Source organism: Pseudomonas sp. zfem003 (assembly GCF_032621675.1).
In the GTDB taxonomy this organism is placed as follows: domain Bacteria; phylum Pseudomonadota; class Gammaproteobacteria; order Pseudomonadales; family Pseudomonadaceae; genus Metapseudomonas; species Metapseudomonas otitidis.
Map to the genome: position 1 here is coordinate 93,864 of NZ_JAVYJG010000003.1, position 19,049 is coordinate 112,912.

Annotated in this window: 16 protein-coding genes; 9 read left to right on the plus strand and 7 right to left on the minus strand. The window is 68.8% G+C overall.

All coding sequences use genetic code 11. The annotated features are described in order from the left end of the window. The first annotated feature begins 13 nt into the window (after window positions 1-13). A complete protein-coding gene (locus tag RTK35_RS06550; RefSeq protein WP_044409919.1) occupies window positions 14-427 on the plus strand; it encodes a DUF3301 domain-containing protein in 414 nt (137 codons plus the stop codon). 10 nt (window positions 428-437) lie between these two features. Here the strand turns inward: RTK35_RS06550 and RTK35_RS06555 are convergent, their stop codons facing one another. Together RTK35_RS06555 and RTK35_RS06560 are read right to left on the minus strand one after the other, a co-directional pair. Further along, the gene (locus RTK35_RS06555) at window positions 438-809 is read right to left on the minus strand and encodes a hypothetical protein (protein ID WP_074969751.1); all 372 of its coding nucleotides are present in this window, start codon (window positions 807-809) and stop codon (window positions 438-440) included. Further along, window positions 806-1,684 (minus strand): alpha/beta fold hydrolase, encoded by an 879-nt coding sequence (locus RTK35_RS06560; protein ID WP_142013333.1) that lies wholly within the window; start codon window positions 1,682-1,684, stop codon window positions 806-808. The genes RTK35_RS06555 and RTK35_RS06560 overlap by 4 nt, the downstream gene beginning before the upstream one ends. Window positions 1,685-1,921: 237 nt before the next feature. Here RTK35_RS06560 and RTK35_RS06565 point away from each other — a divergent pair, with 237 nt between their 5' ends. The 3 genes from RTK35_RS06565 to RTK35_RS06575 all read left to right on the plus strand — a co-directional run bounded on the left by RTK35_RS06565 (window position 1,922) and on the right by RTK35_RS06575 (window position 7,957). Beyond that, window positions 1,922-3,613: an ATP-binding protein gene (locus RTK35_RS06565; RefSeq protein ID WP_316907814.1), complete on the plus strand. Its 1,692-nt coding sequence runs from the start codon at window positions 1,922-1,924 to the stop codon at window positions 3,611-3,613. After that, entirely contained in the window at window positions 3,610-4,956 is a 1,347-nt protein-coding gene (locus RTK35_RS06570) for a sigma-54-dependent transcriptional regulator (RefSeq protein WP_044409931.1), read from the plus strand. The genes RTK35_RS06565 and RTK35_RS06570 overlap by 4 nt, the downstream gene beginning before the upstream one ends. A gap of 1,693 nt (window positions 4,957-6,649) precedes the next feature. Further along, window positions 6,650-7,957 (plus strand): MFS transporter, encoded by a 1,308-nt coding sequence (locus tag RTK35_RS06575; protein WP_316907653.1) that lies wholly within the window; start codon window positions 6,650-6,652, stop codon window positions 7,955-7,957. 144 nt (window positions 7,958-8,101) lie between these two features. Here the strand turns inward: RTK35_RS06575 and RTK35_RS06580 are convergent, their stop codons facing one another. Beyond that, on the minus strand, window positions 8,102-9,070 hold the full coding sequence (locus RTK35_RS06580; protein ID WP_316907815.1) for a CobW family GTP-binding protein: 969 nt from the start codon (window positions 9,068-9,070) through the stop codon (window positions 8,102-8,104). An 82-nt stretch (window positions 9,071-9,152) separates the two neighbouring features. On the opposite strand from RTK35_RS06580, the gene RTK35_RS06585 reads away from it, so the two are divergent. Next, window positions 9,153-9,539: a hypothetical protein gene (locus tag RTK35_RS06585; protein WP_044409936.1), complete on the plus strand. Its 387-nt coding sequence runs from the start codon at window positions 9,153-9,155 to the stop codon at window positions 9,537-9,539. A 150-nt stretch (window positions 9,540-9,689) separates the two neighbouring features. Here RTK35_RS06585 and RTK35_RS06590 read toward each other — a convergent pair whose 3' ends face one another. The 3 genes from RTK35_RS06590 to dksA are packed head-to-tail and all read right to left on the minus strand — an operon-like array spanning window position 9,690 to window position 11,988. Further along, the gene (locus tag RTK35_RS06590; protein ID WP_074969756.1) at window positions 9,690-10,334 is read right to left on the minus strand and encodes a DUF1826 domain-containing protein; all 645 of its coding nucleotides are present in this window, start codon (window positions 10,332-10,334) and stop codon (window positions 9,690-9,692) included. Next, window positions 10,334-11,539 (minus strand): zinc metallochaperone GTPase ZigA, encoded by a 1,206-nt coding sequence (gene zigA / locus RTK35_RS06595; protein ID WP_222900584.1) that lies wholly within the window; start codon window positions 11,537-11,539, stop codon window positions 10,334-10,336. The genes RTK35_RS06590 and zigA overlap by 1 nt, the downstream gene beginning before the upstream one ends. A 32-nt stretch (window positions 11,540-11,571) precedes the next feature. Then, complete coding sequence (gene dksA / locus RTK35_RS06600) at window positions 11,572-11,988, minus strand: RNA polymerase-binding protein DksA (RefSeq protein WP_074969760.1); 417 nt, start codon at window positions 11,986-11,988, stop codon at window positions 11,572-11,574. Window positions 11,989-12,063: 75 nt separating this feature from the next. Between dksA and folE2 the strand changes: the two genes are divergently transcribed. The 4 genes from folE2 (at window position 12,064) to RTK35_RS06620 (ending at window position 15,847) form a co-directional block, all read left to right on the plus strand. Then, complete coding sequence (folE2, locus tag RTK35_RS06605) at window positions 12,064-12,954, plus strand: GTP cyclohydrolase FolE2 (RefSeq protein WP_316907654.1); 891 nt, start codon at window positions 12,064-12,066, stop codon at window positions 12,952-12,954. A 255-nt stretch (window positions 12,955-13,209) separates the two neighbouring features. Then, window positions 13,210-14,532: an OprD family porin gene (locus RTK35_RS06610; protein ID WP_142013325.1), complete on the plus strand. Its 1,323-nt coding sequence runs from the start codon at window positions 13,210-13,212 to the stop codon at window positions 14,530-14,532. Between the two features lie 140 nt (window positions 14,533-14,672). Next, the gene (locus tag RTK35_RS06615) at window positions 14,673-14,879 is read left to right on the plus strand and encodes a hypothetical protein (RefSeq protein ID WP_044409945.1); all 207 of its coding nucleotides are present in this window, start codon (window positions 14,673-14,675) and stop codon (window positions 14,877-14,879) included. A gap of 221 nt (window positions 14,880-15,100) precedes the next feature. Next, complete coding sequence (locus RTK35_RS06620) at window positions 15,101-15,847, plus strand: DUF695 domain-containing protein (protein ID WP_164707375.1); 747 nt, start codon at window positions 15,101-15,103, stop codon at window positions 15,845-15,847. A gap of 42 nt (window positions 15,848-15,889) precedes the next feature. Here the strand turns inward: RTK35_RS06620 and RTK35_RS06625 are convergent, their stop codons facing one another. Beyond that, entirely contained in the window at window positions 15,890-19,042 is a 3,153-nt protein-coding gene (locus tag RTK35_RS06625) for an efflux RND transporter permease subunit (RefSeq protein WP_107330000.1), read from the minus strand. Window positions 19,043-19,049: the final 7 nt, after the last annotated feature.

The following is a 19,049-nucleotide window of genomic DNA, read 5'->3' on the forward strand; positions in this document are numbered from 1 at the left end:
GAGGGGAGTGATCATGATCAGTCTGGCCGATGTCTTCCTGTTCCTGCTGCTTGCCGCCGGCGCCGCCTGGCTCTGGCGCGGCCACGGTGTGCGCGAGCGCGCCCTGGTGCTGGTGAAACAACACTGCGCCCGTTTCGACGTGGACCTGCTGGACGGCAACGTCGCCCTGCAGCGCATGGCCATCGTCCGCGATGCCAAGGGCCACCGGCGCCTGGCGCGCATCTATGGCTTCGAATTCACCGTCACCGGCGAGCAGCGCCTGACCGGCACGGTACAGATGTTCGGCAACCACCTGGGACGCATCCAGATGGACCCGCACCCCTTCCAGGCCCCGCGCGAGCCGGAAGTCGTCGCCAGCAACGTCATCCAGCTGGACACCTGGCGCCGCAACCACCCGCGCCAGGACGAGCAGCGCCAGGTGGAATGACCCGCCGGGCTCAGCCCTCGCCGAGCCCCTCCAACCTGTGGATAACCCCGTTCCAGTCCGCCCGCGTGGCGCCGGTCATGGCGCCGCGCAGCAGCCGGCAGCCCAGGCGGAAGCCGAGCCGCGCCCGCCGCGCCTGGTTATGCCGGCAGCGCTCGAACAGCCAGTCGGGATCGAACCCCTGCCACACCCCCGCCACGCTCCAGGCGTTGAGCCAGACGGCGGGCGCCACTTCCAGCGCGTAGATCGCCTCCAGCTCGGCCTGTGGATAACCGCTCTCGTGCAGGCAGCGCGCCAGCCGCAGCAGGTCGCCCGCGTCCAGCTCGGTGTCCAGCCACAGCTCCGAAAGCGCCAGCCAGACCGCCTCGCGGCGCGGGTCGCTCACAGGCCGCGCCCGAGGAAGTCCGCCACCCGCTCGGCGGCGGCGTCCGGGTCTTCCTGCATGAAGCAGTGGCCGCCCTCCACCACCTGGGCGCTGACGTGGCCGTTGAGGGCACAGAGCCGCGCCACCGAACGGGCGACGAAGGGGTAGCTGGCCTCGCCGTGGAGGATCAGGGTCGGCGTGGCGATGCGTGCCAGCGACGGCCAGAGACGTTTCGGGCAGGAGCTGAACACCTCGGCCTCGCGGCTGGGGCGGCACTTCAGTTCGACGCCGCCCTCCACCGCCTTGATCGCATGGTCCACGTAGGCCGCCAGGGCATCGTCGCGCCAGCCACGGAAGATGCCGCGCCCCTGCAGCGCCTTGAAAGCCGCCTCGCGGTCACTCCACTGGTGGCGTCGGGCCCGTGCGCGCTTGGCCAGGGTGGTGCGCCGGTGCAGGCCGAGCACCTCGCTGAAGGCCATCACCCCGATCATCGCCGGGGTGAAGATCACCGGGTCAAGCAGCACTGCACGCTGGAACAGCGCGGGATGGCGGGCCAGCACCAGGCTGGTGAGCACGCCGCCGAAGCTGTGCCCCAGGGCCAGGCGCGGCACCTCGCCGAAGCGCCCGCGACCGGCCTCGAACGCCTCCACAGCCAGCTCCGCGTTGCGGTTCCAGCCCAGGAAGCGCCCCCCATGATCGCTCTCGCCGTGGCCCTGCAGGTCGCACAGCCAGAGGTCGAAGTGCGCCTCCAGGCGCGCCAGCATCGGCGCATAGGCGCGGGTGCAGAAGCCGTTGCCGTGCAGGAAGTGCAGCAGCGGCCGGCCGCTGGGCGGGCTGTGCCAGCCACGCAGGGTGAAACCGGCGGACGTGGAATGGGACCAGGCGATCAACGACATGGGGCAGGCTCGCAACGGGAAGCGCGCAGTGTATCGCCGGATGCCGCCCACCGGCAGCCTGTGGATACCCGTGCCGACCCGCCGGCTCCGGGCTCCAGGGGTTATCCACAGGCCGCCGCCGCCCCGCTCGTGCTATCGTCGCAGCCCCCCTGCACCACCCCGGACCCGCCCGTGCCCAGCCTGTCCCCGCGCATCGTCCCGCTGACACTGCTGTTCGTCATCGGCCTGCTGCTGTCGATGCACCAGGCCGGGCGCCAGGCCGAGTACGCCGCACTGCGCGAGGAAGGCCTCCAGGCCGGGGCCCAGCTCGGCCTCTACCGCAGTGCCCTGAGCACCCTGATCGAGCGCTACCGCGCCCTGCCCGCCGTGCTGGCCCTGGACCCGGAGCTGCGCCAGGCGCTGCAGGCACCGCTGACCGACGACCTGCAACGGCAGCTCAACCTCAAGCTGGAACGCATCAACGGCGCCGCCCACTCCTCCACCCTGGAGCTGATGCGCGAAGACGGCCTGGCCATCGCCGCCAGCAACTGGCGCCTGCCCACCAGCTACGTCGGCCACAACTACGGCTTCCGCCCCTACTTCCTGGAAACCCGCACCCAGGGCACCGGACGCTTCTACGCCGTGGGCGTGGTCAGCGGCATCCCCGGCTACTTCCTCTCCCATGCCATCCACGACGATGCCGGGCGCTTCCTCGGCGCCATCGTGGTCAAGCTGGAGTTCCCCGAGCTGGAGCAGCAGTGGCGCGAACGCCCCGACGTGATCCTGGTGAGCGATGCCAAGGGCATCGTCTTCATCGCCAACCAGCCGGCCTGGCGCTACCGCGAGCTGGCGCCGCTGGACGCAGGGCAACGTGCCGAGCTGGCCGCCACCCGGCAGTACGACAAGAAGCCCCTGGTGCCCCTGAAGCACCAGACCCGCGAGGACTTCGGCGAGGGCAGCCGCCTGGTACGGGTCAACGGCCCGGACGGCGAACAGGACTACCTCTGGGAATCCGAGGCGCTGCCCAGCGAGGGCTGGACCCTGCACCTGCTGCACCGCCCCCAGGGCGCCGCCAGCAGCGCCCGCACCGCCAGCCTGGCCGCCGGCGGGGTGTGGGCGGCGCTGTTCTTCCTCGGCCTGTTCCTGCAGCAGCGCTGGCGCCTGGCGCGCCTGCGCCAGCAGAGCCGCGAGGAGCTGGAGCGCCTGGTGGAGCAGCGCACCGCCGACCTGCGCACCGCCCAGGACGGCCTGGTGCAGGCCGCCAAGCTGGCCGCCCTGGGGCAGATGTCGGCCGCCCTCGCCCACGAGATCAACCAGCCGTTGACCGCCCTGCACATGCACCTGGGCAGCCTGCGCCTGATGCTGGACAACGGCCAGCTGGAGCCGGCGCGCAAGGCCCTCGACCGCCTCGACGAGCTGCTGCGGCGCATGGCCGCCCTCACCGGCCACCTCAAGACCTACGCCCGCCGCACCCCCGGCGGCTTGCGGGAAACCCTGGAACTCGGCGACGTGGTGGGCAAGGCCCTGCAACTGCTCGCCCCGCGCCTGCGCGACAGCGACGCCCACATCGTCCAGCGCCTGGAGCAGCCGGCCTGGGTCCAGGGCGACGCCATCCGCCTGGAACAGGTGCTGGTCAACCTGCTGCGCAACGCCCTGGATGCCGTCGACGGTCAGGCTTCGCCAAAGGTGGAGATCAGCCTGCGGCGCGACGGCGAGCACTGGTGCCTGGAGGTCGCCGACAACGGCGGCGGCATCCCCGCCGAGGTCCTGCCCCAGGTCTTCGATCCCTTCTTCACCACCAAACCGGTGGGCGACGGCCTGGGCCTCGGCCTGGCCGTGTCCTACGCCATCGTCCATGAACTGGGCGGGCGCCTGTCTGCGGAAAACCGTGGCCCCGGCGCGGTGTTCCGCCTCAGCCTGCCGGCCAGTCCCCCCGAGGAGCGAGCATGACCTCCCCCCACGTGATCTTCGTCGACGACGAAGCCGCCATCCGCGAAGCCGTGCGCGAATGGCTGGAACTCTCCGGCTTCGCCGTGCGCCTGTGCGCCAGCGCCGCCGAGTGCCTGCACGCCCTGGAACCGGACTTCCCCGGCGTGGTGGTCAGCGACCTGCGCATGCCGGGCATGGACGGCCTGGCCCTGCTGGAAGCGGTCCAGGCCCGCGACCGCGACCTGCCCTTCCTGCTGGTGACCGGCCACGGCGACGTGCCCCAGGCGGTGGAGGCCATGCGCCTGGGCGCCTATGACTTCATCGAGAAGCCCTTCACCCCCGAGCGCCTGCTGGGCAGCCTCAAGCGCGCGCTGGAGAAGCGCCGCCTGCAGCAGGAGAACCGCCGCCTGCGCCAGCAGGCGGACAGCCGCGCGCAACTGGACGGCCGCCTGCTGGGCATCTCCCGGCCCATCCTGCACCTGCGCAAACAGGTGCTGGACCTGGCGCAGACGCCGGTGAACGTCCTGCTGCGGGGCGACACCGGCAGCGGCAAGGAGCTCGTCGCGCGCTGCCTGCACGACTTCGGCCCGCGCGCGGAACGGCCCTTCGTCGCCCTCAACTGCGCCGCCATCCCCGAAAACCTCTTCGAGAGCGAGCTGTTCGGCCATGAAAGCGGAGCCTTCACCGGCGCCCAGGGCAAGCGCATCGGCAAGCTGGAGCACGCCAACGGCGGCACCCTGTTCCTCGACGAGATCGAAAGCATGCCCCTGGCCCAGCAGGTGAAGCTGCTGCGGGTGCTGCAGGAGCAGCAACTGGAGCGCCTGGGCTCCAACCAGAGCATCCGCATCGATGTGCGGGTGGTGGCCGCCACCAAGCCGGACCTGCGCGACGAAGTGCGCGCCGGGCGCTTCCGCGAGGACCTGCTCTACCGCCTGAACGTCGCCGAGCTGCAGCTGCCGCCGCTGCGGGACCGACGCGAAGACATCCCCCTGCTGTTCGAACACTTCGCCGCCCTGGCCGGCGAACGCCTGCAGCGCCCGGTGCCGAACCTCACCCCGGCCGAGCTGGCGCACCTGCTGGCCCACGACTGGCCCGGCAACGTGCGCGAGCTGGGCAACGCCGCCGAGCGCCACGTGCTGGGGCTGGCCGCGCCGCTGGACGCCCCCCGCGAGGACAGCGCGCCGTCCCTGGCCGAGCTGATGGAAGCCTACGAGGCGCAATGCCTGCGCCAGGCCCTGGCCCGCAGCAAGGGCGACATCAAGGCGGTGATGGCGCTGCTGCAACTGCCGCGCCGCACCCTCAACGAGAAGATGCAACGCCACGGCCTGGCCCGTGGCGACTTCCTCCCCGGCGAAGACGACTGAGCCATCCACAGGGCCTTCCGGCCCTGTGGTCATAAATCCACCTGAACGCCAAAGGCCCCGTCAATCGGGGCCTTCAGCACTGTGGACACAGCTTTTCAACAGGTTGATACACGCTATCTGGGGACAGCTCCCAGGCGGGGCTTTTCCACACCCCGCCCTCCCTTCACTCCGCAAAATCCCTTGTATGGCGGGGCCTTGAGAAAAACATGATCAGTAAATGCACAGCTTGCTCCGTGCCGCACCCGACACGGCCTGTGTACAACTGAAAACAGTTTATCCACAGATTTTTCCCCTTTAAGCGGGGACAATTGTGGACAGTACCGCCAGTGCGTCGCTCGCTGTGTGCATCCAATCGTCCTCGCACCCCTGGTCAAAACGCGATCAGATCGATGAAAGCCTTATGAATAAAGGCCTGTAAGCGATTGAGCACAGCTTATCAACAGGCTGTTCCACCTGATCTGGGGACTGTTGATAGCGTGATGAACAGGCAAACACCACGGCTGCGTGCGGTGCGCCCGGGCCATCGCTCAGAATTCGTACAAACCCTTGGAGGCCTTGCAATCCCTGGCCTTCAGAGAGGTACAGACAGCTTGTACACAGGCCCTTCCACCGTTATTGGGGACGGTGTGGATAGCAGGGAGAACGCCCCTTCTGACAGGCCGACTGCCGCTCCGGCCCGGCCTGTCCGGCACACGCCAGATGCCTGCACCGCCCAGCCAGCAAGGGCTCAATTAATGATCAATCGGCTGAACAGCCCGCCAGCCGTGGGTGACAGGCAGGTGCGTACAGTTTTTCCACAGCGTCTTCCCCGGATACTGGGGGCAATGTGGACAGCAAGACCACCGGCGCAGGGCCTTTTCCACACGACTGGAGTGCCCGCGCATCGATCAAAAAACGATCTAAACGCCAGAAGCCCCGCCAAATCAGGCCTCCGACGGTCTGGCTACAGCTTGTCCACAGGCTCATCCCCGGCGTTTGGGGACAGGTGGGGATCATGCAGCGGTTTTGTCCACAGTTCACAGCCGTGGAAAACCGGCGCATGGCAGGGCCCAGCTGCTGATCAGAATCTGTACGAACGCCTGAAAGGCCCGTTTAAACTGGGCCTTGTCGATCTATCCACAGCTTGGGCACAGTACCGTCCACGGGAATTGGGGACGATACCCAACAGGCCGTATCCGCTCACTTATCCCGTTGGACATTAAGTGATCAACCCTCCACAGACAGCGTACAGCCTGGCCTCTGGCGGGGTGGCTACAGCTTTTCCACAGGCTCATCCACGCCATTTGGGGACAGTCGCCCACAGGGCGGAAGCCCATCCACAGGCCCTGCCCTGTGCAAATCCTGATCGAATGCCTGAAAGCCACGGATGACGGGGCATAGGGGAAGCTGCCCACAGCTTGTCCACGCTGTGCTCCACCGGAATCGGGGATGAACACCTGCCCCTGGCGCTTCCCATGTGCGGCGCGGTGCCCGGAAGCCATGCCGAAGGCATGCGCACACCAGCACCGGGCACTCGGCAAGAACCCGCTCATCGCCCGTTCCGGCATCGGCGGGATTCCGCGCAACGATGCCCCTCCATTGAGCCGAAACCCAGCAACGGCGCGGCCCCCAGTGCCTGGCACAGGTCCTGCTATGGGGCCTGTCCAAGCCCGGCCAGTCCGTGCACACAACAACAACGACTCGAGGAACCACGATGGAAAGCTCCAGCACCCTGACTGCCTCAGCAGCAACCCGCACCACATCCCAGCGCATCAAGTCGATCTTCAGCGGCTCGGTGGGCAACCTGGTGGAGTGGTACGACTGGTACGTCTACGCCGCCTTCTCGCTGTACTTCGCCAAGTCCTTCTTCCCCCAGGGCGACCTGACCGCCCAGCTGCTGAACACCGCCGCGATCTTCGCCGTGGGCTTCCTGATGCGCCCCATCGGCGGCTGGCTGATGGGCATCTACGCCGACCGCAAGGGCCGCAAGGCTGCCCTGCTGGCCTCGGTGCTGCTGATGTGCTTCGGCTCGCTGATCATCGCCCTGACCCCCAGCTACGAGAGCATCGGCATCGCCGCGCCCATCCTGCTGGTGATCGCCCGCCTGCTGCAGGGCCTCTCGGTGGGCGGTGAATACGGCACCTCCGCCACCTACCTGTCGGAGATGGCCACCAAGGAACAGCGCGGCTTCTACTCCAGCTTCCAGTACGTGACGCTGATCTCCGGCCAGCTCATCGCCTTGGCGGTGCTGATCGTGCTGCAGCAGACCCTGACCACCGAGCAGCTGGACAGCTGGGGCTGGCGCGTACCCTTCTTCATCGGCGCGGCCTGCGCCGTGGTGGCGATGTTCCTGCGTCGCGGCATGGAGGAGACCGACTCCTTCACCCAGAAGAAGGACAAGCCCAAGGAAAGCCTGCTGCGCACCCTGATGCGCCACCCCAAGGAAGTGCTGACCGTGGTCGGCCTGACCATGGGCGGGACCCTGGCCTTCTACACCTACACCACCTACATGCAGAAGTACCTGGTCAACACCGTGGGCATGAGCAAGGACGACTCGACCATGATCTCGGCCGCCACGCTGTTCCTGTTCATGCTGCTGCAGCCCATCGTCGGCGCGCTCTCGGACAAGATCGGCCGGCGCCCGATCCTGATCGCCTTCGGCGTGCTGGGCACCCTGTTCACCTACCCGATCCTCAGCACCCTGCACACCATCGAGACCTGGTGGGGCGCGTTCTTCCTGATCATGGCGGCGCTGGTGATCGTCAGCGGCTACACCTCGATCAACGCCGTGGTGAAGGCCGAGCTGTTCCCCACCGAGATCCGCGCCCTGGGCGTGGGCCTGCCCTACGCGCTGACCGTGTCCATCTTCGGCGGCACCGCCGAGTACATCGCGCTGTGGTTCAAGAGCATCGGCATGGAGAGCGGCTTCTACTGGTACGTGACCGCCTGCATCGCCTGCTCGCTGATGGTGTACCTGTTCATGAAGGACACCCGCACCCACTCGCGCATGAACGACGACTGATTCCCTTGGGCCGCCCTGGCCCTGGCTGCGGTTTGCCGTAGCCGTTTTATTCCGCAGACGGGCCCGCAAGGGCCCGTTTTCGTTTCTGTATGCCTCGCGCTCTGTATCCAGGCGCCCAGCTCCCTCCCGAGCACTGGAGAGGCATCACTCCCGCAACCGACAGGCCTCAAGCCCCGCCGAGAGGACGGCCTCCTCCTGCGGCTCGCTGAAGATCAGCTCCAGCCGCGAATCCCGCCGCCACTCACTGGGACGCCAGTGCAGCGGGGCGCCGTCCAGGGCGTTGGCCGAGACCCAGCCTTGCGCGCTGTGGATAACCAGCTTGGCGCGGCGCCAGTCCAGGCCCTGGAGCCAGGCGGCCAGGTGCTCCGGGTCGAAGCACTGGGACGGGTGCCAGCGCCAGCCGATGCTCCAACCGTCCCCCTGACCGCCGGCCTGGCATACGGGCCGGGTGGGGTCTGTCCACAGGGTTGGCAAAGACGGCGGGGCACTGGGCAGCGCGAGGTTATCCACAGCCGCGCCGGCGCGCGCCGCCAGGCCGGGCAGGCGTTCCAGCGGCAGCTGGCCCTGCTGGGTCCAGCACCGGGGCACCGCCGGCAGGGCCTGGGCGATACGCTGGCGAACGTCGGCCTCCAGGCCCTCGGCCTTGTTCAGCACCAGCAGCCCGGCACCTTCCAATGCCGCCTGCTGGCTGGCGGGCAGCGGCTCGCCCCGGGCCAGAGCCTGGGCATCCAGCACCACCAGGGTGGGCTGCAGGGCCAGCACCTCGGTCCAGGGCGCCGCAACGAGCTGCCGACGCAGCTCCGCCGGGTGGCCCAGCCCGGACGGTTCGATGAACAGCCGGTCCGGCCGCGCCTTGCGCAACAGGCGCCCGAGCCCGACCTGGAAGGGCGCGCCGTTGACGCAGCAGAGGCAGCCGCCGGCCACCTCGGCCAGGCTGATGCCGTCCTCGCCGGTTTCCAGCAGCGCGGCATCCAGGCCGACCTGGCCGAATTCGTTGATGAGCACCGCCCAGCGTTCGCCCACGGGGCGTTGGGCCAGCAGGTGGCGGATCAGGCTGGTCTTGCCGGCACCGAGAGGGCCGGCCACCAGATGGGTGGGGATGTGGGTCAGCATGGATGCCATGGTGCGGTGTCACAGTCTGTGAATAAAGGGCCGTGATAGAGTCGCGCATCTCAACGATCTTGGTCGGTGCTTCATGCGTGTGTTCCTGCTGCCCCTGCTGCTGCTCGCCTCGTCCCAGGCCCTGGCGGAAGCCTGCATTGTCCACAGCCAGAGCGACCGGCTGGACGTGAAGGTCTGCCAGGCCAACCGCAGCATTCCCTCCCAGTTGTTCCGCGACGGCTTCTGCAAGCCGGAGATGCCGGGCCAGAAGGTGGAGGTGAGCTACGCCGAGCAGTGCCCCGAAGGGGCCTTCGGCGTCTGCCGCAACAGCCAGGTCAGCAACATCGCCTACCGCCAGGACCTCTACTACTACGGCGTCGCCAGCGACGCGCGCTACCTCAAGCCGTTCTGCGAGGGCCAGGGCAAAGGCACCTGGGAAAGCCCGTCGTCATCAGCCGGTAACAGCCAGGCGGTGAAATAGCCCCGGGTACCTCGCCCATGCCGGCTCAGCCGGTAGGGCCTCGGTGATGCAGGGCCACCTTCGGGTGGCCCTTTTTTTTGACCTGTGGATAAGCATCGGCAGACCCGACACCTGCCGCCCCACCCCATCGAACACAACCACACCTGCCGCTCAGGCCAACCAATCCAGCGTCAGCAGCAGCCGCGCCTCACCCGGAAGGACGTCCGGCGACCTGTGGATAACCCCTCGCCCCTCGTTGCCCAGCCACTTCTCGCCCTTGAACAACGCCACATGGCCGGCCGCCAGGGTCTGCCCGGCGGGTACGGCCGCGGGCTCGGCGGCGGGGTCGCCCAGGCGGCTGCGGGGCATCTGGCCTTCCTGCAGCCAGTGGCTGCCGGCACCGGCGTAGGTGGTGATCAGCCGCAGGGGCACGTGGTCGACGTGGTAGCGCGGGCACATGGCGCGGTCCAGGCGCCGCAGGCGCAGGCCGATGCGCCGGGCATCCAGCAGGCAGGCGAAGGCACGCACCAGCCAGGCCACGTCGGCGAGGAAGCCGGCATGGCCGTCGATGTCGGCGAAGCGCCGGGCCAGGTTGCTCAGGTCGAGGGGCGCCTCCGGGTCCGGCAGCTCCAGGGTCAGGGACTCGCTCAAGGGTTCCCCGAGCCCCAGCAGGCAGCGGGCGTAGTCGCTGATGTGCAGGGGCAGCTGACGCTCCCAGACGGCGAGGTTGACCTCGTCCCGCAGGGCTTCGCCCAGCACCGCCGGGTTGTCGCCGATGGCCGCACGGGGCGGAGGGCGCAGGGCCAGGGCTTCCATCAGGCCGCCTCCCCGACCAGGCCGCCGAAGGGATCGGGCAGGCGCGACCAGCCTTCGACGCCCTGGGCCATCTCGGCATCGTCCAGCAGGCAGTCATCCAGCTCGGCATGCAGGCGCTCGAAGTCGATGCCCTGGCCGATGAACACCAGTTCCTGGCGGCAGTCGCCCACCTGGGGGTCCCAGTGCTTGAAGATCGCTTCCAGGCCTTCTTCGTCCTGGGGCCACTGCTCGCGCGGGACGAAGCGCCACCAGCGCCCGGCATGGCCGTAGCGCATCAGGCCGCCGGCCTGGGACCAACTGCCGGCCTCGCGCCAGGCGCTGGCCAGCCAGAAGAAGCCCTTGGAGCGCAGCAGCCGTCCGTTGCGCCATTCGCGGTTGAGGAAGGCGTGGAAGCGCTCGGGGTGGAACGGCCGCCGCGCCCGGTAGGCGCTGGAGGCGATGCCGTAGGCTTCGGTCTCCGGCTGGTGTTCGCCGCGCAGTTCCTTGAGCCAGCCCGGCGCACGGGCGGCCCGCTCGAAGTCGAAGCGGCCGGTGTTGAGCACCTTGTCCAGCGGCACGCGGCCCATGCTCATGGGCAGGATCTCCGCCTCGGTGTTGAGCCGCTGGAGGATGGCGGTCAGCTCCTCGCGCTCGGCCTGACTGATGAGGTCGATCTTGCTGATGAGGATGACGTCGGCGAACTCCACCTGGTCGATCAGCAGGTCGGTGATGGCGCGCTCGTCGTCCTCCCCCAGGGTTTCGCCACGGCTGGCCAGGCTCTCGGCCTGGTGGAAGTCGCGCAGGAAGTTCACCCCGTCGACCACTGTGACCAGGGTGTCGAGGCGGGCGACGTCGGACAGGCCGCGCCCGTCCTCGTCGAGGAAGGTGAAGGTCTCGGCCACCGGCAAGGGTTCGGAGATGCCGGTGGACTCGATCAGCAGGTAGTCGAAGCGGCCTTCACGGGCCAGCCGGCCGACCTCTTCCAGCAGGTCCTCGCGCAGGGTGCAGCAGATGCAGCCGTTGCTCATCTCCACCAGGCGCTCTTCGCCCCGGTTGAGGCTGACGTCGCGCTGGACCTCGCTGCCGTCGATGTTGATCTCGCTCATGTCGTTGACGATCACGGCGACCCGCAGGTGCTCGCGGTTCTTCAGGATCTGGTTGAGCAGGGTGCTCTTGCCGGCTCCCAGGAAGCCGGACAGCACGGTGACGGGAAGACGCTCTTGCATGGCGGAATCCTCTTCAGGGCACGGTTATGAGTTCAGGCGTCGCGCAGGTGCCGTTCGCGACGCTCTTCGCGCTCCTTGGCCTCGATGCACAGCTCGGCGGTGGGCCGCAGCAGCAGGCGGCGCAGGCCGATCGGCTCGCCGGTCTCCCGGCACCAGCCGTACTCGCCACGGGCGAGGCGGTCCAGGGCGCTGTCGATCTTGTCCAGCAGCTTCTTTTCCCGTTCCAGGCGGCGCAGTTGCCACTGGCGCTGCTCTTCGCGGGCGGCCACGTCCACCTCGTCGCTGGCGGGCTCGATCTCCCGCAGCTCGTTCATCTCGTTGTCGATGCGCGTACGCAGGTCGTCCCGCTGGGCCTCCAGCAGGCGCTGGAAGAAGGCTTGCTGGGCGTCGTCCATGTACTGCTCGTCCGGTTGGCTGAGCAGGTCGTCTTCGCTGGTGATGAGGTGCATGGCTTCGGCAAGGGTGGCTTGATTTTCAAGTGTTATAACATAACATATCGAATTCCCCGCAAGCCGAGCCCGACGATGAACGACCTCTCCCTGCCCGACGTGGCCAGCCAGACCCAGGCCACCCTCGCCCCGCTGGACCGCGTCGGCATGGCCGGCATCCGCTTGCCGTTGCAGGTGGCCGGGCAAGCCGTGCAGGCGCGGGTGGAAGCCAGCGTCAGCCTCGACACCACAGGCGTACGCGGCATCCACATGTCGCGGCTGTACCTGGCGCTGGAGGCCCTGGCCGGCGAGGAGCTGACCCTTCCCGCCCTGCAGGCGCTGCTGCAGCACTTCCTCGACAGCCACCAGGGCCTGTCCCTCTCGGCACACCTGCGGGTGGCCGGTGAGCTGCTGCTCAAGCGTCCGGCGCTGGTCAGCCCGCTGTCCGGGCACAAGGCCTATCCCTTCGAAATCGCGCTGAGCCTGGATCCACGGGGGTTTCACGTGGAACTCATGCTGGAACTGGGCTACTCCTCCACCTGCCCGTGCTCGGCGGCGCTGTCACGGCAGATGACCCAGCGTGCCTTCAGCGAACGTTTCGCCGGGCAGGTACCCACCTGGGAAGCCCTGCATGAATGGCTGGGCAGCGAAGCGGCCATGCCCGCCACGCCCCACAGCCAGCGCAGCAAGGCGCGGCTGTGGCTGCGCCCGGTGGACCCGCTGCAGGCGCCGGACTGGATCGAGCTGGTGGACCGCTGCGAAGCCGCCCTGGGCACGGCGCTGCAGACTGCCGTGAAGCGCGCCGACGAGCAGGCCTTTGCGCTGGCCAATGGCCACAACCTGATGTTCTGCGAGGACGCCGCGCGGCGCCTGGCCGAGCCCCTGCGGGCGCTGCCGGACCTGGCTGCATTCAAGGTGCGTGTGGAGCACGAGGAAAGCCTGCACGCCCACGACGCCGTGGCGGAAATCCACTGGCTCTGGACCTGAGCCCCCTTCCCCGCCCGGCCCCCTCCAACTGCCCTTCCCGCTCCCAGGCCGTGGCATTGCGCCCGGCCTGAGGCCCCCGGCTGCCCCTGTCCCCCTGGCGGGCGGATTACGGAATTGTAATCAGCGCCTCATCTCCGGGTTATCCGGCGCTTGCCACGATAGCCCCGCCGCGCGCCGCCCGCGTGAGCGTCGGCGTGTTCGATAACAACAACGACATGGCCTCCACGACCTGCCATACACGAACAGGAGCATCCGATGATCCAATCCGCCCGGGCCCCCCTGGCCCTCTTCGTCGCCCTCGCCGCCAGCACACCCCTGCAGGCCGCCGAGCAGAAGCCCGAAGGCTTCATCGAAGGCAGCAGCCTCACCGTCCTCAACCGCAACTTCTACATGAACCGGGACTTCCGCCACGGCCAGTCCAGCCCCACCGACAACGGCTACACCGAAGCCTGGGCCCACGGCGTGATCGCCACCTTCCAGTCCGGCTTCACCGAAGGCACGGTGGGGGTCGGCATCGACGCCTTCGCCATGCTCGGCCTGAAGCTGGACACCGGCGACGGCCGCTACGGCCCGGGCGGCAGCGTCAACCTGCTGCCGGTGAACAGCCGGGGCGAGGCCGAGGACCGCTACTCCAAGACCGGCGGCGCCCTGAAGGTGCGGGCCTTCGACACCGTGCTCAAGGCCGGCGACGTGTTCCCCACCACCCCGGTGGTGCACTACGGCGACGCGCGCCTGCTGCCGGAGAGCTTCCGTGGCGTGACCCTGGAAAACACCAGCCTGGAGGGCCTGAAGGTCCAGGCCGGGCGCCTGCACGCCATGAGCCAGCCCCAGGAAAGCGGCATGCGCGGCAACTTCGCCACCTTCTACGCCGGCCGCGTGGACGCCCCCTGGGTGGCCTACCTGGGCGGTGACTACCAGGTGAACGAGTACCTGGGCCTGAGCCTCTACAGCAGCCGCCTCAAGGACGCCTGGAACCAGCATTACGCCGGCCTCCAGCTGGAGTACCCGCTGGGCGAGGACCTGGCCCTGATCGGCGGCCTCAACCTGTACAAGGCCACCGACGAAGGGCGCCGCCTGCTGGGCACGTTCGACAACACCATCTACAGCGGCAAGGTCGGCGTGCGCTACGGCGCCCACACCCTGGCGCTGTCGCACCAGCGCAACACCGGTGACGACGACTTCGACTACCTGCGCCAGTCCGACTCGATCTTCCTCGACAACTCCATCCAGTACAGCGACTTCAACTCGCCGAAGGAGCGCTCCTGGATGCTCCGCTACGACCTGGACATGGCCGCCTACGGCGTGCCGGGCCTGAGCTTCATGACCCGCTACGCCCGCGGCACCGACGCGGACTACTCCCACGCCAACAGCACCTACATGCGCCGCGACGGCAACGGCGACCCGCTGGTGGACCAGAAGCGCTGGGAGCGCGATATCGAGGCCCGCTACGTGGTGCAGAGCGGCTCGCTGAAGGACCTGTCCCTGCGCCTGCGCCAGGCCACCACCCGCGCCACCGACTTCGAGTCGGACCTGGACGAGGTGCGCCTGATCGTCGAGTACCCGCTGAACGTGCTCTGACGGGGCGTCCGGGCCGCCCCACGGGGGTCGGCCCGGATATCAAAGATGTAATCCGCGCCTCACCGTCCTGTTAGCTTCCGCTCCTTAGCATGGGCCTCGTGGTTCGACGCCAATCCCGAAAGATGAACGAGGTTACCCCCATGAAAGCCAGTCTTCTCCTGATCGCCCTGCTTGGCCTGAACGCCACCGCCGCCCTCGCCGAAGACGGCTCGGAACGCGCCCAGCAGATGGTCCAGGCCGCCCGCGACGCCCAGCTCGCCCGCCCGGCCGACGACAGCCAGACGCTCACCGCCCAGCGCGACGCCGACAAGGCCGAAGCCAGGGGCGCCGAACGCGCCAACAACTGATTTCCCCAGGCAATACGTTCACCTCCAGTTTCCGCTCCTTTGGATGAGGTGGACCCTGAGGCGCCCCGGATGGGCGCCTTTTTTTGTGGCCGTCCGGTCGCAAATCCTCTCCCCCTCTCTCCAGCGACCGATTGCCGCGCCACGGTCCGCCGTGCGCCAGGTCCGCTTCTTGTCCCGGCAAACCCGCTACAGTCTCGCCACCCCAACAGGGAGGGAGACTGATGACCGAGAACTGGGATTTCTATTTCGCCCGGGTGGATGACCGCCCGGCATCGCTGTTTGTCGACCTGGGTGCCGTGGAAGAGGCGCCGATCGAGCGCCTGCCGGCCATGGCCTATGTGCGCGTGGAGATGAACGCGCCACGGGGCGACGGCCTGTCGAGCAACGAGGAGTACGACGCGCTGATCGCCCTGGAGGACGCCGTGTTGCCGAAGCTGGAAGGTGCCGATCACGCCTACGTCGGGCGCTGCACCACCAACGGCTGCCGCGATTTCTTCTTCTACACCGCCCATCCGCAAGGCTGGGAAGCCCGCGTGGCCGAGGCGTTCCGGGGCTTCCCGGACTACCGCTTCGAGGCCGGCAGCAACCCCGACCCGGGCTGGTCGACCTACCTGGAGTACCTGTACCCCAGCGCCATCGACCACCAGTGCATCCAGAACCGCCGGGTCTGCCAGACCCTGGAACAGAACGGCGACCGCCTCGACACCCCGCGTGACATCGACCACTGGGCCGAATTCGCCGAGGCCGGCGACGCCCAGGCCTTCGCCAACCGCGCCCAGGCCCTGGGCTTCTCGCTGCGGGTGCCGATCGAGGCCAACGAGGACGGGCAGTACAGCGTGCACCTGTGGCGCAAGGACCTGCCCTCCTTCGCCGAGATCGACAGCGTCACCCTGCCGCTGTTCCACCTGGCCGAGGACCACGGCGGCCGCTACGACGGCTGGGAAACCCAGCTGGTCAGCGCCGACTGACGCCACCGGCGCCACCCGCGAACACGGGTGGCGCCGCCCGGGTCAGCCGCGCTCGTCGGCTTCGTCCTCTTCCTCGTCGCGCTGGTGCGCACGCAGGTAGAGCGCCGGCAGCACCAGCAGCGTCAGCGCCGTGGACGAGAGAATGCCGCCGATCACCACGGTGGCCAGCGGCCGCTGAACCTCCGCCCCGGTGCCGGTGGCCAGCGCCATGGGCACGAAACCGAGGGAGGCCACCAGGGCCGTCATCAGCACCGGCCGCAGCCGGGTCAGCGCCCCTTCGTTCACCGCATCCACCAGCGAACGCCCCTCCTCCCGCAGGTTGCGGATGAACGCCAGCATCACCAGGCCATTGAGCACCGCCACCCCGGACAGGGCGATGAAGCCGACCCCGGCGGAGATCGACAGGGGGATGTCCCGCAGCCACAGCGCCAGCACCCCGCCGGTGAGGGCAAAGGGGATGCCGGTGAACACCAGCAGGCCGTCCTTGACGTTGTTGAACATCATGAACAGCAGGGTGAAGACCAGCAGCAGCGCCACCGGCACCACCACCTGCAGGCGCCGCGCGGCCGATTGCAGCTGCTCGAACTGGCCGCCCCAGGTGGTCCAGTAGCCGGCCGGCACCTGCACTTCGGCCTGGATGCGCGCCTCGGCCTCGGCCACGAAGGAGCCGATGTCGCGGCCGCGCACGTTGGCGCTCACCACCACCAGGCGCTTGCCGTTCTCGCGGCTGACCTGGTTCGGCCCCAGCTCCAGGTCGAGGGTGGCCACGTCCCCCAGGGGGATGAAGGCGATGCCGTCCGCCGCGCCGCCGGGCAGCGGCAGCAGCAGGCGCGACAGGCCCTGCGGGTCGGTGCGCAGCCCCTCGTCGAGGCGCACCACCAGGTCGAAGCGGCGGTCACCCTCGAACAGGGTGCCGGCCTGGCGACCACCGACGGCCATGGCCAGGGTGTCCTGCACGTCGCCGACGTTGAGGCCGTAGCGCGCCGCCTTGTCGCGGTCGATGTTGACGGTGAGCACCGGCAGCCCGGAGGTTTGCTCCACCTTCACCTCGGAGGCGCCGGGTACCTGCTGCAGGGTCGTGGCGATGCGCTGGGCGGTGCTGCCGAGCACGTCCATGTCGTCCCCGAAGACCTTCACCGCCACGTCGCTGCGCACCCCGGAGATCAGCTCGTTGAAGCGCAGCTGGATCGGCTGCGACAGCTCGTAGTTGCTCCCCGGCACGCCGGCCGCCACCTGCTGGATCTCGGCCACCAGCGCCTCGCGGCTCTTGCCCGGGTCCGGCCATTGCTCGCGCGGGCGCAGCATCACGTAGGCGTCGGAGATGTTCGGCGGCATCGGGTCGGAGGCGATCTCGGCGGTGCCGGTGCGGGCGAACACCCGCAGCACCTCCGGCACCTGCGCCACCAGGGCGCGTTCCAGGCGCTGCTGCATGTCCAACGACTGGCCGAGGCCGGTGCCGGGCACGCGCAGGGCCTGCAGGGCGAAATCACCCTCGCTGAGGCTGGGGACGAACTCGCTGCCCATGCGGCTGGCCAGCACACCGGCACCGAGCACGCTGGCGGCCGCCAGGGCGAAGGCCAGGTTGCGCCGGCGCATCACCCAGGCCAGCACCGGGGCGTAGCCGCGCCGGGCGGCACGCATCACGGCGTTCTCTTCCTCGCGCACGCGGCCGGTGATGAACAGGGCGATGGCCGCCGGGACGAAGGTGACCGAGAGGATCATCGCGCCGAACAGGGCGATCACCACGGTAAAGGCCATGGGGTGGAACATTTTCCCCTCGACCCCGGTGAGGGCGAAGATCGGCAGGTACACCACCATGATGATCAGCTGGCCGAACACCAGGGCCCGGCGCGCCTCGCGGGAGGCGGCGAACACCTCATGCAGGCGCTCGCTGCGGGTCAGCAGGCGACCGTGGCGCTGCTGGGCGTGGGCCAGGCGGCGGATGGCGTTCTCCACGATCACCACCGCGCCGTCGACGATGATGCCGAAGTCCAGCGCGCCCAGGCTCATCAGGTTGGCGCTGACCTTGTTGGCGAACATGCCGGTGAAGGTGAAGAGCATCGACAGCGGGATCACCAGGGCGGTGATCAGCGCCGCGCGGATGTTGCCGAGGAACAGGAAGAGCACGGCCACCACCAGGATGGCGCCCTCGATCAGGTTCTTCTTCACCGTGGCGATGGCCTTGTCCACCAGGTGGGTGCGGTCGTACACCGGCACCGCCACCACGCCGGCGGGCAGGCTGCGGTTGATGCTCTCCAGGCGCTCGGCCACCGCCTGGGAGACGCTGCGGCTGTTCTCGCCGATGAGCATGAACACGGTGCCGAGTACCACCTCGCGGCCGTTCTCGGTAGCGGCGCCGCTGCGCAGCTCCTCGCCGATGGCCACCCGCGCCACGTCGCGCACGCGGATGGGCGTGCCCTCGCGCTGGGTGACGACGATGGCGGCGATGTCCTCGATGCCCTCCAGCTGGCCGGGGGCACGGATGGTCAGCTGTTCGCCGTTGCGCTCGATGAAGCCGGCACCGACGTTGGCGTTGTTGCGCTCCAGGGCGGTGACCAGGTCCGCCAGGGTGATGCGGTAGGCGGCCAGGCGCGCCGGGTCGGGCGCGACCTGGAACAGCTTGGCGTGGCCGCCGATGGTGTTGATCTCGGCGACGCCGGGCACGGTGCGCAGCTGCGGCTTGATGATCCAGTCCTGGATCACCCGCAGGTCGGTGGCGCTGTAGGGCGTGCCGTCGGCCTTGAGGGCGCCCTCCTCGGCTTCCACCGTCCACAGGAAGATCTCGCCGAGGCCGGTGGAGATCGGCCCCATGACCGCCTCGGCGCCTTCGGGCAATTGCTCGCGGGCCGTCTGCAGGCGCTCGTTGACCAGCTGCCGGGCGAAGTACAGGTCGGTGCCGTCCTCGAAGGTGACGGTGACCTGGGACAGCCCGGAGCGGGACAGCGAGCGGGTCTGCTTCAGGTGCGGCAGGCCGGCCATGGCGGTCTCGATGGGGAAGGTGATGCGCTGCTCGGTCTCCAGGGGCGAAGAGCCGGGCGCGGCGGTGTTGATCTGCACCTGGACGTTGGTGATGTCGGGGACGGCGTCGATGGGCAGCTTCTGGTAGCTGGCGATGCCCAGGCCGGCCATCGCCAGCACGGCGAGCATCACCAGCAGGCGCTGCTCGATGGCGAAGCGGAGAATGCGTTCGAACATGGTGGCT